Below are 15,166 nucleotides of genomic sequence, written 5' to 3'. Positions count from 1 at the left end.
GGGTCAACGAGAATGAGGGAACTATCGATGATCTGCTCACCCCGACTGCTTGCCAGTTTGCTTGGCGGCGCATGCGCCGTGCTGATCGCAACGCCCGCTCAGGCGCAAGAAGCGCGCTATGATTTCGAGATCTCCGAGACCGATCTCGGTGCAGCACTCATGGCTGTTGCCGCCAAGGCGGGGTGGCAGGTTTATGCTCCGGCCGAGGCTGTCAGCAGTCGTCGGGTCGAACCATTACGCGCAAGGATGACGGTGGAACAGGCCGTGGCCAGGCTTCTGTCGGGAACTGGACTACGGGCAAGTTTCTCAAACCGTACGATCGTCATTACCATGCCCGACAAGGCCGCATCCCCCGCTGATGCCGATGCGTCGATTGTCGTCACGGGGTCCTTGATCCGTGGTGCCGAAGTGGCAGCGCCCGTGATCAGGCTGTCGCGCGAGACTATCGTGGCTGCCGGGCAGACCGATACCGGCGAGGCTTTGCGGGCGATTCCGCAGAACTTTGCAGGTGGCCAAAACCCGGGGGTCGGAACAGGTGCGGGCCTCATCAACACCAACGTCAATTCGGCAGCCAGCGCGAATCTGCGCGGCCTCGGTCCAGACGCAACACTGACGCTGCTCAACAGCCACAGACTGCCCTACGATTCGGCTTTTGGTGGCGTCGATATCTCCGCCATACCGGTTGCGGCGCTCGAGCGCATCGAAGTTGTGCCCGACGGTGCCTCGGCCCTCTACGGTTCGGATGCCGTCGCCGGTGTCGTCAATGTGATCCTGCGGCGGAACTATAGCGGCCTTGCAACGTCCGCGCAGATCGGCGCCGCAACCGATGGCGGCTATTTTCGCCAGCAAGCCGATGTCGTGGGCGGCACGCAGTGGTCCTCCGGCGGCGCCATGCTGGCTTACGACTATGCGCACAATTCCGCCATTTCTGCCGAGCAGCGCAATTACGCATCCTCGCTCGACGCCCGGGCGTCGTTGTACCCAGAGCAAAGGCGGCACGCCGCGCTGATGACGCTTTACCAGGATTTGGGTGAGCGCCTCACCTTCAGCATGGATGTGCTCTATTCCAGGCGGACATCGCGTACGATCGGCGGTACCACATCTGCGCGCTATCTGTTCGCGCCGCGGGTCACCACGTTTTCCATCGCGCCAGAGCTGCGACTGGAAGCAGGAGGTGACTGGAGCATCAAGCTCCTGGGAGCCTTCGGGCGCGACCGCACTCGCTACCATACGACCTCCACCCCCTCGAGTAGCACGCCCACGGTAACCCAGGGTTGCTACTGCAACGATGCTACTTCGGCAGAAGTCAATGCTACCGGCCCACTCTTCGCACTGGCCGGTGGTCCCGCTCGCCTCGCCATCGGCGGCGGCTATCGCGATAATGGCATGAGCTTCACGCGGGTTGTCGGAGGGACGCTGGCACAGGCCTTCGATGTGTCGCGCCACAGCGTCTATGGATTCGGGGAAGTGTTCCTGCCCTTTGTTGCCTCAGAAAATGGCATCGCCGGGATCAACCGGCTCAGCCTGTCAGCCGCAATGCGTTACGAAGACTACCCGGGCATGGCACAGGTTGCCACGCCACGACTGGGCCTGATCTACGCTCCAGTGCACGATGTTACCCTCAAGGCCTCGTGGGCGCGCTCGTTCAAGGCGCCGACGCTGTACCAACAATATGTCGGGTACCAGGCCTACCTCCTGCCTGCAGCAGCCTTCGGGGCCGGCACAGGCGCTCAGGCGGTTCTATATACCAGCGGCGGAAATCCTGTTCTCAAACCCGAGCGGGCGCGTTCGTGGACGGTCGGGTTCGTGATTGCCCCCACAGCTTTGCCAAACCTGAACTTCGAGGCGAGCTATTTCGACATCCGTTATCGCGACCGGGTCGTCCAGCCCATTGCCGGTTCGATCGCAGCTGCCTTTACCGATCCTGCTTACGCTTCACTGATTGATCGCGACCTTGATGCAGGTCGACTGAGCCAGCTCATAGAAGGGGCACAGCTCGGTCTGCAGAACTTTACAGGCCGCCCCTATGATCCCGCCGCAGTCGTCGCGCTGGTCGACAATCGCAATCTCAATGTCGCCATCCAGAATATGAAGGGGGTCGATGCGTCTCTTAGCTGGCGCAAGGACCTGGGATCGGGTCGTTCGCTCACGGCGAATCTTGCCGGCTCGTGGCTCGACAGCGGCCAACAGGTCAACGCGGCGTTGCCCGAGGCCGATCTTGCGGGGACCCTGTTCAATCCGCCGAAGTTCCGCGGTCGCGGCAGCGTCGCTTACCAGTCGCGTGAGGTTCTGGCTTCGGCCTATGTCAATTACACCGGTGCGCTTGCCGATCGCCGCTTCGCGACGCCTGTGCGCATTGCATCACAAGCGACAGTCGATCTTGCGATTCGTTATACCGCGATTGCCGGTGCAGGTGACGAACCGGGTCTGGCCCTCTCGCTTGTCGTCAACAACCTCGCCAACAAGAAGCCGCAGATCATTCGCACGACGGGGCCGACCGATACGCCCTATGATTCGACCAACTACTCCCCGATTGGCCGATTTGTGGCCCTCGGCTTGTCGAGGCGGTGGTGATGCTGACCGGCGCGGCGCTCATGTTGGCTCAGGCTGTCGTGCCCGGGTCTTCCGTCCCTGAAACGTCTGCAGCAGTCGACCCTTGCCTGTCGCTTGAAGCGGAAGCCTTGAGGCCAGGCGAGGACAAGGGCAGCGAACTCACGTCCGGCCATTTGGCGGCTCTAGCCGATATCGGGCGTTCGGATCCCAACGAATCTGCCAGCCCATTTGGCGTATCGCCCGACGGGAAGCAGATCGCCTTCGTTGTGCGCCGGGCCAATCCGCAAGCCAATGCCTTCTGCCAGAAGCTCATGGTCGCGAGCCTGGTCAGGGAGGGAGCGCCGCCGCGAGAGATTGACCGCGGCGGCGCTTTCATCCGCGCGACATTCGCCTTGCGCAATTTCCCTGTTGTCGGCGCAGGGTACGCTCAGGTCATCACCCCGCGCTGGTCTCCGGATGGCCAGCGTATTGCCTTTCTCAAGCGCGTGTCGGAACAGACCCAGGTCTGGACCGTGAACGTGAACGGTAACGCTCCGGCGAGGCAAGCAACGGCACTGCCCGACGATGTCGAGGATTTCCGCTGGAGCACGGACGGGAAGGCACTCATTGCGCAAACGCGGCCGTCCTTGCGTGAAATGAACGCGCAGATTGCAGCCGAGGCGCGGACGGGCTTTGTGTTCGACGATCGCTTCTCGCCGCAGTTTGCGGATCGTCCCATGCCCACGGGGCCGATGATCACGTCGTATACCGCGGTAGACGATGCTGGTCTTGTGCGCCCTGCCACTGATGCCGAAATCAGTGCCTTCGCGAACCGGCGCGACAGTCTTGGCGACGAACTCCCGGTCGGCGCGCGGGGTTTTACGAGGAGAGCGGATGGCGGCGCAGCCTGGATAGAAAGCAAGGCACCCGGTCGATTGATCGCGCCGACACGCCTTGTCCTGCGACTGCCAGGCGGTGCAACGCGGCTTTGTGACACGGCGCTGTGCGACGGCGGGCGGCACCTGTGGTGGTCAGCCAATAGTGGTGACCTTTATGTGCTGCAGAAAACCGGATGGGGGCAGGGCCAGACGGGCTTGCTGCGTTGGCACGTGTCCTGGCCTCGCCCAAAGCGTGTTTTCGTGACCGAGGATGCGTTGATCGGCTGCACGATGCCTGGACCGGAGCTTGTCTGCGCGCGCGAGAGTGCCGCGCGACCGCGCCGCCTCGTCGCGATTGATCCTTCGACGGGTCGTGAGCGCCTTCTCCACGATCCGAACTCCGACTGGTCGCGGTTCAGACTTGGCACGGTCCAGCGGTTGCGGTTTCGCAATGCCTATGGTGTGGAAAGTTTCGCCGACCTCGTGCTCCCGCCGGATCACAGGCAAGGGCAGAAGCACCCCCTCGTTGTCGTCCAGTACGGCAGCGACGGATTCCTTCGCGGCGGCACCGGTGATGAAGTCCCTGTCCAGGTGCTTGCCGCGAAGGGATTTGCGGTGCTGAGCTTTGCCCGGCCCGATTTTCCGGCCTGGGTCATGGAAGCAAAGGACGAGAGCGAACTGCGCGCGCGCAATCGTACCGACTGGCTCGATCGCCGAAGTGTGCAGTCCTCGCTCGAGATGGCCATTGCACAGGCCATCACCACTGGCGCTGTCGATGCCGACCGAATTGGGATCAGCGGTTTCAGCGACGGAACGTCCACTACCCAATGGGCGCTGATCAATTCGAAGCTGTTCAAGGTTGCAAGCCTCGGCGCGTGCTGCGAGGATATGGTGTCCTATCCTCTGGCGGCAGGCCCCTATTTCGAGAGGTTCGGGCGCGAAATGGGCTACCGCTTCTTCGAGGCAGACGCCCCGGATTTCTGGAAGCCGATGTCATTGGTGCTAAACGCGGACAAGATTGAGGCACCGATTTTGGTCCAGACCGGCGACAGCGAATACGAGGCGGGTCTCGATGTCTTTGCAGCGTTGCGCAAGCAGGGCAAGGCCATCGAAATGATCGTGCTGGACAACGAGCCGCATTTCAAATGGCAGCCAGCGCATCGGCTTGCGATCTACGAGCGCTCGGTCGACTGGTTTCGCTTCTGGTTGATGCACGAGATGGATTGCTCGCCCGTCAAGCGCGATCAGTATGAGCGCTGGAAGGCCATGCCAGGCGCGCCTGCGCCCGCTGCTCTTCGCTGCAAATGACCAGATGGGGAATTTTGAGCCACGCTGGAGATCAAGGCTGCCAAGAGCGCGACCAAGCCTCAGCTTCGACAAAGTCCAGGAGCCGATAAATTATCGGGTCTTTTCCATGTGGGTCGCTGGCTATGGCCTGCTCAATCGCGACTGCATCGAGTAGTCCGTTGGCCCTCAACAGGCCACCGAGAAGCATGTCCCGGATCAGCGCCCGATTCTGGGCGAAGATCACGCGCATGGCGCTGTCGGGACCGGCCTTGGACACACGGCGTACGATGGCAGCGGGCAGTTCTTGCGAGAACGCTGCACGGGCCAGTGCCCGATTGATTCCGCCCTGGCACCAGATCCATGTCGGGATCGACAGGCACAGCTCGACTAGGGGTTGGCTCATCAAGGGTGAGAACTGTAACGGGTCTGCAGGACCGCTGGCGGAATGGATGAAGTTCTGCGTACGCAGCAACAACGCCAGGTGATCGACCTTGCCCTGATGCTTGAACGGAACCGCGAGTACCTGGTCTTCGATTTCAGCCCGCGCGTCACAGACGGGCACATCACTTGCAAGCAATCGCCGATCAGCCATCCAGGCTGCAGGTCGAGCTCCGCGCCGCGCCCGCATGGCCAAAGCCCGTGCCATGCCTGGCAATGTCGTTTGCGCGATCCGGCACATGTCGAGATAAGTTGCCGCCGTGCCGCGCGAGAGGCCCTCGTTGCGCCAGCGGTCGAGGATCGGCGCCGGAGAATGCAGATAGCAAAACAGATTGTCGCCGCCATTGCCATCGACGACCGCGCTGGCCCCAGACCGGCCAGCGGCTTCGATTGCGTGGCGCCGGACTTCCTGCATGAACGCTTTGCCAGTGGGGCGCGCCAAGCCCAGCGAAACCGGAGCGGCCAGATCGACCCTTCGGGGATCGTAGTAAGCCTCGAAGGTTTCTACGCTTAACGCATTGGCAAGCATCCGCACTGGCACGCGCTCGTCGCCGCTAGGGTCACCTGTCGCCATCGTCAGGCAGGCGAAGTCCTGACCGGCCGTCGCAAGCGCGGCTGCGATCAGCGAGGAATCGACTCCGCCCGAGGCTGATACCAGCAGGCGGCCGGATACGCTTCCCCACGCTTGCATGACGCGTTGTGCCGTCGTGCGCAATTCAACGGCCAATTCGTCAAAAGGTTGGGTCTCTCTGTCCGGCATGAAATGGCTGGCTTGCCACACGGCGACCGACGTTGCGCCTTCCTTGGTCCACGACGTCATGTGTCCAGCGGGCGCTTCTTCGATGCCGGTAAGACAGGTTCGCTGACCGCGCCAATCCGGCCGTTGGAGATGCGAGGCGAGGTCAGACCAGGAAACGCTCGCTTTGGTAACGGAGTGCGTATGCAGCAGCGTCGGGTCGCTCATGCAGGCTTGGCCCTCGGCGGTCTCCGACCGGAAAACTGGCAGCAGTCCTGACGGATCCGGGTAAACGCACAAATGCGGCCCATCGATAAGCAGGGCTGCATAGGCGCCCCAATATTCGCGCGTAAGCCATGTCGCGAAACTTGATGCGTCAGGAGCCTGAAGGATTTCTCGGGGCAGGCGGGTGACACGTCGGCCGGTCGCCCTCTCGAACAGATAGCCGATCACGACGCCGCATTCGCCAGCGTCCAGAACGTGCTCCTCGTGCTCGGCCCACAGGCGAGGGCTATCGAGTCCTGGAACACGGATCGTGGAACCGGTCGACAAAGCGAAGTGCTCGATGTTGCCCGCACTCGCGTCCGGCCAGGTCAGCAGGAAGCGGACCGGTTTCACAGGACCAGGATCGGTGTGTAGCGCGCCGCCTCTTCCACGCTTTCGTTAAGTACGAGGTGCCCGGCCTGTACCCAGCAATGGGCGGCAAAGGGTCTAAGTTTGACACCCATGATGACCTGGCAGGAGTAGCCTGAGCGCGCCAGGAGTCGGGCAAGTGCAACAGATCGCGGCAGGCATCGATCGACTGCACTTCGCACAAGCGCAGAGTCCTCGAAGGCCTTAACCAGCGCTGCCCCATTATCGCCTAGAGGTCTGTTCGCTTGTTGCCCGCGCAGAGCTGACTGCAGTTCGGACAGGACCGTGTGCATACCACGTTTGGCCAGCCTTCGCTCCGTGGCGCGCTGCTCCCAAAGCGAGCGGGCGATCAGGTATGGCGAGAAATGGCACCCCCGCAGATCGGCGCACTCTCGGGTGTGGATGTTACCCCCTTGTGCACGAAGTGGAGCGAGTGAAACGAACTGGTCTAGTCCGGCAGACTGCAACGCGGGGGCAAATGCAACGCCATTGACCAGACTGGCGAGAAAAGCGGCATTGGCACTTTCCGGCAACCGGAAGTAGCGGTCGCGAGCCAGATCGAGGAACAGCGCCGTATCTTCGATGACGCAGAAGCTCAATGCGCGGAGGGGAGTGGTCATGGGAAACTGCACCGAAGGGCGCATGCCCTGAAACAGGGGCATGCGCCCGATCCGGTCACTCGGCAGCGATGCCGGGGAGGAACCGGAGGTTGCCACCGCTGACATCGAGTTCGACGATCGCTTGGCCCTTGGTGGTGGTCGAGGCTTCACCCAGATCGATCAGGGTGTCCTCGCGGGGAGTGTTCTCGGTCATGATCTTCATCCTTCTTGGCTAAATGCGACTCCATTGTCGCAGGCCAAGGATGATCCCGACCGGCATTGCCAGCCATTTTATAATGGCTTTATTTTGAGCGGCTTGGGACAGGGATATGAAATGACCGGGACATGAAACGGATCGTTGGGGACCCACACCGCAGCCTTTAGCTTTTCGGCCTGGACATGCGCAGCGGCGACCCGGTCACTCAGGAGCAGCGGCGCAACGCAAATCAATTGCATCATGGCCCTGCAACGGCCCGGAGAAGAAGCACACTTCTTGATAAATTCATAGAATACAATGTGTTAAAGAGCATTCATATTGGTGCATTGCTCGTAATTTGCTGCTAGGCTGACGCCAAGATGCGGACGAGTCTCGATCATCTCCCAGCACACAAACAACGTGAGCTTGAGCGCGTCGTACAGCTTGTTTTCGAGGAGTTTGAAGACAGCTTTGCTCTAGCGCGCCGCGAATGGAAGAAACAGGGTCGGATCCTCAAGGTGGTGCTATACGGCTCATATGCGCGCGGTGGCTGGGTCGACGAACCCCACACTGCAAAGGGCTACAAGTCCGACTACGACCTGCTGATCATCGTCAACGATGCGCGGCTGACCGACCGGGTAAAGTACTGGTCACGGCTCGATGAGCGCCTGATGCGCGAGTACGGAGTGACCGGCACTCTCAAGACGCCAGTCAACTTCATCGTCCACACGCTGGGCGAGGTGAACGACGGCCTGGCGCATGGGCGTTACTTCTTCATCGACGTCGCCCGGGATGGCATCGCGCTCTACCAGGCAGACGAGGAGGAACTGCATCAGCCAAAGCCCAAGACACCGCAGCAGGCGGTTGCGATGGCACGGGAGTATTTCGAGGAGTGGATGCCGGGCGCCCAGCGGAAACTTGAACTGGCGAAGATTGCAGCTGAGAAGGATTACAGCAAAGACGCGGCCTTCCTCCTGCACCAGACAACTGAATGCCTTTACCACTGTGTCCTTCTCACGGTGACATTCTACACGCCACACGTGCACAACCTTGGCTTCTTGCGCACCCAAGCTGAGCGGCTTGATCGGCGGCTCGTTCATGTCTGGCCGACGGACAACCGCAAGCAGCGCGGGATGTTCGAGAAGCTCAAGGAAGCCTACGTCAAGGCCCGATATTCCAAGCATTACCGGATTTCTGGCGAGGAATTGGCTTGGCTCGCAGAGCAGGTCGAAGAGCTCGGTCGCGTAGTCCATGCGATCTGTTCGGAGCGCATAGCCGAACTCGAGGCACAGGTCCGGCGGCAGACGGCATGAGCCGTGATTTCGTTGATTGGTCCCGACAGCGTTTGACTTGGCTGGCTGGATCGAGTCAAATGCTTCTAGCGCAATTCCTGCCGAGCCGGCACGCCTGTGGAGGCGTGAATGCTTCGGTATCTGGCACTTGGCCTGGTGGCTCTCGGATTTGCCCCGTCAGCGCATGCGCAGTCTGTCGAGGTGATGGTTTTCGGGCCATCAACTTCTGCTAGTGTTGACGACCTGCGCAAATCAAAGTCGGCCTCGAGGTCCAGCAGTCCTGTAGACAGGGCACTGCGCTTCTTTCTTCGCACCACAGCCGATCCGCGGACGACACCAGCGCAGCATCACCTTGCCTATTCCTCCTGTGCTTCCGCGCCGTATGTTCCTGCACCTTGGCTCTCTGCCAAGGTCGAACGACGACGGCGGATGCATTACGCCGCTATTGCGAAAGCGGCATGCGAATCCGGTATTTTGCCAAGTCTGTTAGAGGCCTTGGTAGCCCAGGAGTCCGGTTACAGAACACTGGCCACCAGCAGAGCAGGCGCCAAAGGGCTGACCCAACTCATGCCCGGAACAGCCGATGCGATGGGAGTCGCAAGGCCATTTGAGCCGATGAGCAATTTGCGCGGTGGAGCCCGTTATCTGCGCGATCAGTTGGTCCGGTTCCGCAGAATCGACCTTGCGCTGGCAGCGTACAATGCAGGTCCAGAGCGTCGGGCGCTCAGTGAAGGCCGCATTCCAAACATCAGCGAAACGAAGGCATACATTCGATCCGTTCTGAACAATTGGGAGAGGATCGCCAAGCACGCTCGTCACGGCGAAATCTTACAGCGACAAACCCGGATGGCGGGCGGTCCATCAACCGGGAGGACGGCTGTCTTGGCAACATTTAAATAGCGGGGTTCCTCCGATGTATGGCGATGATTGCGGACTGACCGGAACGGCTACTCTGCCACGGGGATTGGCCTAAGCCGCCCTTCGTTCATCGGCACAAACATCGGCGCGAGCATGCCAAAGGGTGCAGACGCTGAAGACTTTCCAGCATCCGGTGCCTGATCGTCTAGACTGCCCTTCGTTAAGCCGATTGCGCCTATGGTCCCAAACCAGATGCGCTACCAGGCTGCGCTACTCCCCGACCGGGAGAAACCCCTGCTTCCGGGGGTTTTGGGTTTCGTCAAAGATGCTGCATGAGTCACGATATGCACCTTGTCAGGCGTAATCTGGACGTAATGAAGCGGCCTTGATCGTCTCGATTGCGGCCAGCCAATGTGGCGGCGCCCGGCAGGTTGAAGCGGGCGCGTCAATTTGTCTCATCTCATCGTGATGAGGGCTCACAGCATCAAGTGCCGCTGGCTGTGCCTGTTAGTCTTCCGGCGCGATCCGCAAAATCATGCCGTGCATTGTTTGGTCCAGCATGATCTGACATGAAAGACGTGAATTTTCCTGCCTGTGGTCTGAGCTGTCCAACAGGTCGTCCTCGTCTGCACCGTCCACTTGATTGGCTCCAATTGGCCCGGCCTCAACATAGACATGGCATGTGGCACAGGAGCAGCAGCCGCCGCAAAGTGCCAGCAGCTCGTCCAGGCCATTGTCTCGCAGTGCCTCCATCACCGAGCAGCCTGGGTTTGCCTGTATGGAGAGTTCGGTGCCGTTGCGCTTCACGACTTTCAGATCGATCATAATTTGCCTACTGAAAAAAGGGGTGAGACTGAGGAATCGCAGGCTCAGGCCATTTCGAAGCCTTCGTAATCGCAATAGGCGACCTGCTCGCAGCGGCGGCGATACTCTGGGCCTCCGCCTACATATACGAGCGTGCGTCGAACCACGCTGCCGTCGGGCTTGTGGGTGACCTTGATCCACCAAGCGTTTGTTTCGGCCATCAGCGTCCGTTCGAAGTCACGGTAGATTGCCTCGGTCCATGCGGCTTCCGCCGCTTCGCTCGGCTCGGCAGTCTCGAAGCCACGCGCCGCCATATAGAGCAGCATCTGCGTGACCCATTCAGCCTGCAGCGCACCACAGACACCGACGTTGCAGAAAGCCGAGCCGTTGTGCGGCCCGACAAGCGCGAAGAAATTCGGGAAGTTGCGCGTCTGCAGGCCCAGGTAGGTCGTCGGCCCGTCGGCCCAGGCGTCGATCAGTCGTTGGCCCTGGCGTCCACGGATGTCTATCCGGTCAAGCGAGCCGGTAACGCCATCGAAGCCGGTTGCGAAAATGATCACGTCGACCTCGAGCAGTTCGCCGCCGATGATCACGCCGTTCTCGACGAACTCGTCGATTGGCGCGGCCTTCAGGTCCACGAGATGCACGTTCTCGCGATTGTACGCCTCGTAGTAGTTCGTCTCCATCGGGACGCGCTTCGAGCCGAATGGGTGGTCGGTGGGAATGAGCTTTTCCGCAACCGTCTGGTCCTTGACCCGCTGGCGGATTTTCTTGGCCACGAAATCGGCAAGGAACTGATTGGATTCACGGCTCAGCAACAGGTCGCGAAAGCCACTGAGCCAGATGCCGTAGCCGGGCTGGTCATACAGTCGTTCGAAGAACTCCTCGCGCTCTTCGGCTGAGACCTGAGATGCCTTGCGCGGATCGCGGTGATACGGGAACGCGGTGTCGGTAGTTTTCACGTATTCGAGGATGGTCGGGTAGCGGGTGCGGATCAGGTTCATGTCCTCGTCGCTGAGCGGTGTATTGCCCAGCGGCGTGCACCAGTTCGGATTGCGTTGCAGCACGAACAGCTCGCCCGCCGTCTCCGCCGCGATCGGAATGATCTGCACGCCGGTCGCCCCGGTGCCCAGCACTGCAACGCGCTTGCCGGCGAAGTCCATGCCTGCAAGATTGCCCTGGTCATCGCGGGGCCAGCGCGAGGAGTGGAAGGCCTGGCCCTTGAACAGGTCGATGCCCTTGTAGTCCGGCATCTTCGATGCCGAAAGCGGACCGGTGGCCGAAATGAAGAAGCGTGCGTGGATCGTCTCGCCGCTGTCGAGCGTGATCTTCCACCGCTTCTCGTCGTCCAGGAAGTGCGCGCTCAGCACTTTCGTCTTGAACCTGTAGTGTCGGCGCACGTCCATCGCATCGGCCGCCGCATTCACGTAACGCAGCATCTCTGCCTGCCCCGCGAAACGCTCGCTCCACTTCCAGTCGGGGATTATCCCCGTCATCGCAAAGTAGCCGTAAGCGTAGCTCTCTGTATCAAGGCGGCAGCCCGGATAGCGGTTCCAGTACCACGTTCCACCAACGTCGTCGGCGGCGTCCACGCCGAGAACCGACATGCCTTTCCGGTGCAAGAGATACGTCTGGTAGATCCCGGTGACACCCGCGCCGACAACGACCGCATCAACCACGATAGGACTATTTGAATCTGACATTGGCGTTCCTCGGCCTTGTTCGGGCGCAGGGGCGTGCGCTTCTGACGGTACCCCTGAATCGCTGAATCCAGCCTAATTAGAATTAGGTTGGATGGCAACACGATTTGAAGAGTGTTTCAAGATTCTCGGAAATATGCCTGATGATGGGAGATATTTGAGCAAATCTGGCCCGCGAAAGCGCGGGGTTTGGTGAAATGCACTCTAACCAATCTTAGGTTAGTTGCTTACATGCCGGTCCAGTGCGGGTTCCGGCGCTCGGACCACGCGCCGATTGCCTCGGTGCGATCGCCGCTATCGGCATAGCGGCTGATGCCGGGGTAGGTGCGGGAAAGCGCCTCGGGAAGCGAGCCTTCCAGCCCTGCGAGGGCGGCTTCCTTTGCAGCTCGTGCCGCAAGGGGCGAGCAGGCCAGCAGCTTCTCCGCCCAGCGTGCCGTCGCCTGTTCAATGCAGTCGGGTGCGACGACTTCGTTGACGAGCCCGTATTGCGCGGCTTGCACGGCATCCAACGGCTCGCTGGCGAGGATCATCGCCATGGCGACATGGTGGGGCAATTGCCGCACTGCCCGGTGCACCACTCCGCAGTGTTCGATGATTCCCGCGCGAGCTTCGGGAAAGGCGAATCTCGAGGTTGTGGCAGCGACGATGATGTCGGCGCACATCGCGATCTCGAAGCCAAGCCCCAGAACGTGGCCGTGCGTTGCACAGATCACCGGTTTGGAGATCGGCCGCAGCCGCCCCCCAATGCCGGTGATCCCGCCTCCGAACGACAGGCCGCTGCTGCCCGTGGGCGGTGCGTGCATGTCACCCCCGGCGCAGAACGCGCGTTCGCCGTTGGCGCGCAGGACGATGACCCAGATTCCGCTCTCGGTCTCGAACTTGTCCCACGCTGCGCCGAGAAGCTGGTCCATCTCCTCGTTTAGGGCATTGAGCGCTTGCGGCCGGTTCAAGGTAATGTAGCCGACGTGCCCCACGGTGGATGTTTCGATCAGCGCCATTTGTCCTATCCTTCCCCGGTTCCCGCCTGGGCCTAGTTCAGTCTTTTGACTCAGTGTGCCAGCATGCCGGCATCGACGAGGTGTTCCGCGCCCGTGATGTAGGAAGCCTCGTCCGACGCCAGGAACAGCACGAGGTTGGAAACCTCGGACGGGTCGGCGATGCGGCCGAGGGGGATCTGCGACAACGCATCACCGCCCACCTCGTCTGTGGCCTCGACCATCATCGGCGTCTGGATGAAGCCCGGGTGCACGGAATTGACGCGGATGTTGTACTTGCCGAATTCCACGGCAGTCGCCTTGGTCATTCCGCGCACGGCAAACTTGCTGGCAACGTAGGCAAGGCTGGGAAAGCCGTAGTTTGCGGCCATTCCGGCAATCGACGAGATGTTGACGATCGAGCCTTTTTGCGCCTTGACCATGACGGGCAGGACCGCGCGCATCCCGAAGAAGACCGCGTCCTGGTTCACAGCGCAGACCTTGCGGTAGCCGTCGTCGTCAAGGCTGTCGGTCGCCGCCATGGGGCCAAGGATGCCGGCGTTGTTTACGAGGATATCGATGGACCCGAATTGGCGGACTGCGGCTTCGACGATGCCATCCCAGGAGCCGGGGTCCGTCACATCCTGCTTCAGGAATATGGCATCGTTGCCCAGTTCCTCGACCAGTGCGTGGCCTGCAGCTTCGCTGAGGTCGGTAAGGACGACCTTTGCGCCTTCCCTTACGAAGGTGCGGGCATGCGATTCCCCCATTCCCCGCGCGGCACCCGTGATTATTGCGGTTTTGCCTGCCAGCCTTGCCATTGTTCGTCTCCTCTCGAACGTCGCTACCTAATCCCGATTCAGGTAATGTTATCAAATTTTGTCGGAACGACAATGGCTTTTGTTGAGGGAGATCTCGCCGCTTGTCGCTAAGCGGAATTTGAGAAAGGCCGTAAAAACGGGTATTTTGCCGCTTTGCGCGTTTGCGTTTGTTCGCTTGAGACAATCCTACCGCAGGTGGAATCAATCCTATGGACTAATTGTGATTAGTTGGATAGCTTCACAGCAACGAAAGAGCTGCGAGGGCTTCCGGCGGCTTCATGTCGAGAGGAGATGACGGATGAAGGGCAGGGCAACGGTCCTGGTTGAGACCAACCGCCTCGAAACTTGGGAGGTGAACGTCCATTCTCCCGAACCGGGAGGGGCGCTCGTGCGCACGGTGCTGGGCGGCGTGTGCGGCAGCGATGTCCACATCATGACCGGCGAGGCCGGCGAGATGCCTTTCCCGATCATCCTCGGTCACGAAGGCGTCGGCGAGATCATCGAGCTCGGCGCGGGCGTATCCACCGATTACGCAGGCGTGCCGGTCAAGCGCGGCGATCTCGTCGTGTGGTCGCCCATCGCGCTATGCCACCGTTGCTATTCCTGCACGATCCTTGAAGAGACACCGTGCGAGAACAGCCGCTACTTCGAGGATGCATCGAAGCCAAACTGGGGCAGCTACGCCGATTTCGCATGGCTTCCCAATTCGATGCCATTCTACCGGTTGCCGGATGGCGCCATCCCCGAAGCGGTTGCTGCGCTCGGCTGCGCGCTGCCAACCGTGCTGCGGGGCTTCGATCGCTGCGGACCGGTGCGCTTCGGCGATAGTGTAGTCGTGCAAGGCGCCGGACCGGTCGGACTCTCTGCGGTCCTGGTTGCGGCGCAGGCCGGAGCCCGCGAAGTGATCGTGATCGATGCTGCGCCCGCCCGGCTCGATGCCGCGGTGAAGCTCGGTGCAACCGCAACGGTGTCGCTCGGCCTGCCACAGGACGAGCGCAAGCGGATGATCTACGATCGCGCCGGCAAGCAGGGCCCCGATATCGTGATTGAAGCGGCAGGCGCACTGCCCGCCTTTCCCGAAGGCGTGGACATCAGTGGCATCCACAGCCGCTACATCATCCTCGGGCTCTGGGGTGCGATCGGAACGCAGCCAATCTCGCCGCGTGACCTGACGCTCAAGAACCTCACGGTCGGCGGGGCATCGTTCCCTGCGCCGAAGAACTACTATCACGGCATGCAGTTCGCCGCGCGCGTGCAGCACGAGGTGCCGCTTGCAGAACTGGTCAGCCACCGCTTCGGCATCTCGCAAGCTGCCGAAGCGCTTCACGCCACCAAGACCGGCATCGCTACCAAGGCGGTGATCGACCCGTCGATCAGCTGAACCTTAGGGTGACAGACCAGAATTCAAGGACAGGACC

The 15,166-nt window shown here is 61.1% G+C and carries 12 protein-coding genes; 5 read left to right on the top strand and 7 right to left on the bottom strand.

The annotated features are described in order from the left end of the window. Positions 1 to 27 precede the first annotated feature (27 nt). Together IM701_RS19290 and IM701_RS19285 are read left to right on the top strand one after the other, a co-directional pair. Positions 28 to 2,574: a TonB-dependent receptor gene (locus tag IM701_RS19290; RefSeq protein ID WP_193828927.1), complete on the top strand. Its 2,547-nt coding sequence runs from the start codon at positions 28 to 30 to the stop codon at positions 2,572 to 2,574. Continuing rightward, the gene (locus IM701_RS19285; RefSeq protein WP_193828926.1) at positions 2,574 to 4,718 is read left to right on the top strand and encodes an Atxe2 family lasso peptide isopeptidase; all 2,145 of its coding nucleotides are present in this window, start codon (positions 2,574 to 2,576) and stop codon (positions 4,716 to 4,718) included. Before IM701_RS19290 ends, IM701_RS19285 begins: the two co-directional genes overlap by 1 nt. 31 nt (positions 4,719 to 4,749) lie before the next feature. Here the strand turns inward: IM701_RS19285 and IM701_RS19280 are convergent, their stop codons facing one another. Genes IM701_RS19280 through IM701_RS19270 form a run of 3 tightly spaced genes read right to left on the bottom strand, consistent with a single transcriptional unit; the run spans position 4,750 to position 7,317 of the window. Next, the gene (locus IM701_RS19280) at positions 4,750 to 6,489 is read right to left on the bottom strand and encodes an asparagine synthase C-terminal domain-containing protein (protein WP_193828925.1); all 1,740 of its coding nucleotides are present in this window, start codon (positions 6,487 to 6,489) and stop codon (positions 4,750 to 4,752) included. Continuing rightward, positions 6,486 to 7,124 carry a lasso peptide biosynthesis B2 protein gene (locus IM701_RS19275; protein ID WP_193828924.1) on the bottom strand — a complete coding sequence of 213 codons (639 nt, stop codon included), beginning with the start codon at positions 7,122 to 7,124 and terminating at the stop codon, positions 6,486 to 6,488. The genes IM701_RS19280 and IM701_RS19275 overlap by 4 nt, the downstream gene beginning before the upstream one ends. A 55-nt stretch (positions 7,125 to 7,179) precedes the next feature. Then, the gene (locus IM701_RS19270; protein ID WP_168905529.1) at positions 7,180 to 7,317 is read right to left on the bottom strand and encodes a benenodin family lasso peptide; all 138 of its coding nucleotides are present in this window, start codon (positions 7,315 to 7,317) and stop codon (positions 7,180 to 7,182) included. A gap of 362 nt (positions 7,318 to 7,679) precedes the next feature. Here IM701_RS19270 and IM701_RS19265 point away from each other — a divergent pair, with 362 nt between their 5' ends. Continuing rightward, positions 7,680 to 8,612, top strand: a complete 933-nt coding sequence (locus tag IM701_RS19265; protein WP_193828923.1) for a nucleotidyltransferase and HEPN domain-containing protein — start codon at positions 7,680 to 7,682, stop codon at positions 8,610 to 8,612. A gap of 108 nt (positions 8,613 to 8,720) precedes the next feature. Continuing rightward, on the top strand, positions 8,721 to 9,491 hold the full coding sequence (locus IM701_RS19260; protein ID WP_193828922.1) for a lytic transglycosylase domain-containing protein: 771 nt from the start codon (positions 8,721 to 8,723) through the stop codon (positions 9,489 to 9,491). Between the two features lie 465 nt (positions 9,492 to 9,956). Here IM701_RS19260 and IM701_RS19255 read toward each other — a convergent pair whose 3' ends face one another. The 4 genes from IM701_RS19255 to IM701_RS19240 all read right to left on the bottom strand — a co-directional run bounded on the left by IM701_RS19255 (position 9,957) and on the right by IM701_RS19240 (position 13,748). Further along, entirely contained in the window at positions 9,957 to 10,274 is a 318-nt protein-coding gene (locus IM701_RS19255) for a 2Fe-2S iron-sulfur cluster-binding protein (protein ID WP_193828921.1), read from the bottom strand. Between the two features lie 44 nt (positions 10,275 to 10,318). Then, on the bottom strand, positions 10,319 to 11,932 hold the full coding sequence (locus IM701_RS19250; RefSeq protein WP_370584383.1) for a flavin-containing monooxygenase: 1,614 nt from the start codon (positions 11,930 to 11,932) through the stop codon (positions 10,319 to 10,321). Positions 11,933 to 12,180: 248 nt separating this feature from the next. After that, entirely contained in the window at positions 12,181 to 12,951 is a 771-nt protein-coding gene (locus tag IM701_RS19245) for an enoyl-CoA hydratase/isomerase family protein (protein WP_193828919.1), read from the bottom strand. 50 nt (positions 12,952 to 13,001) lie between these two features. Beyond that, on the bottom strand, positions 13,002 to 13,748 hold the full coding sequence (locus IM701_RS19240; protein ID WP_039337900.1) for an SDR family NAD(P)-dependent oxidoreductase: 747 nt from the start codon (positions 13,746 to 13,748) through the stop codon (positions 13,002 to 13,004). Positions 13,749 to 14,046: 298 nt separating this feature from the next. Between IM701_RS19240 and IM701_RS19235 the strand changes: the two genes are divergently transcribed. Continuing rightward, positions 14,047 to 15,129, top strand: a complete 1,083-nt coding sequence (locus tag IM701_RS19235) for a zinc-binding dehydrogenase (protein ID WP_193828918.1) — start codon at positions 14,047 to 14,049, stop codon at positions 15,127 to 15,129. The last annotated feature ends 37 nt before the right edge of the window (positions 15,130 to 15,166 follow it).

Origin of the sequence: Novosphingobium sp. ES2-1, assembly GCF_015169775.1 — a bacterium.
GTDB classification, from domain to species: Bacteria; Pseudomonadota; Alphaproteobacteria; order Sphingomonadales; family Sphingomonadaceae; genus Novosphingobium; species Novosphingobium subterraneum.
The sequence above is the reverse complement of the archived record's forward strand: the minus strand, read 5'-3'. Positions and strand labels throughout refer to the sequence as shown.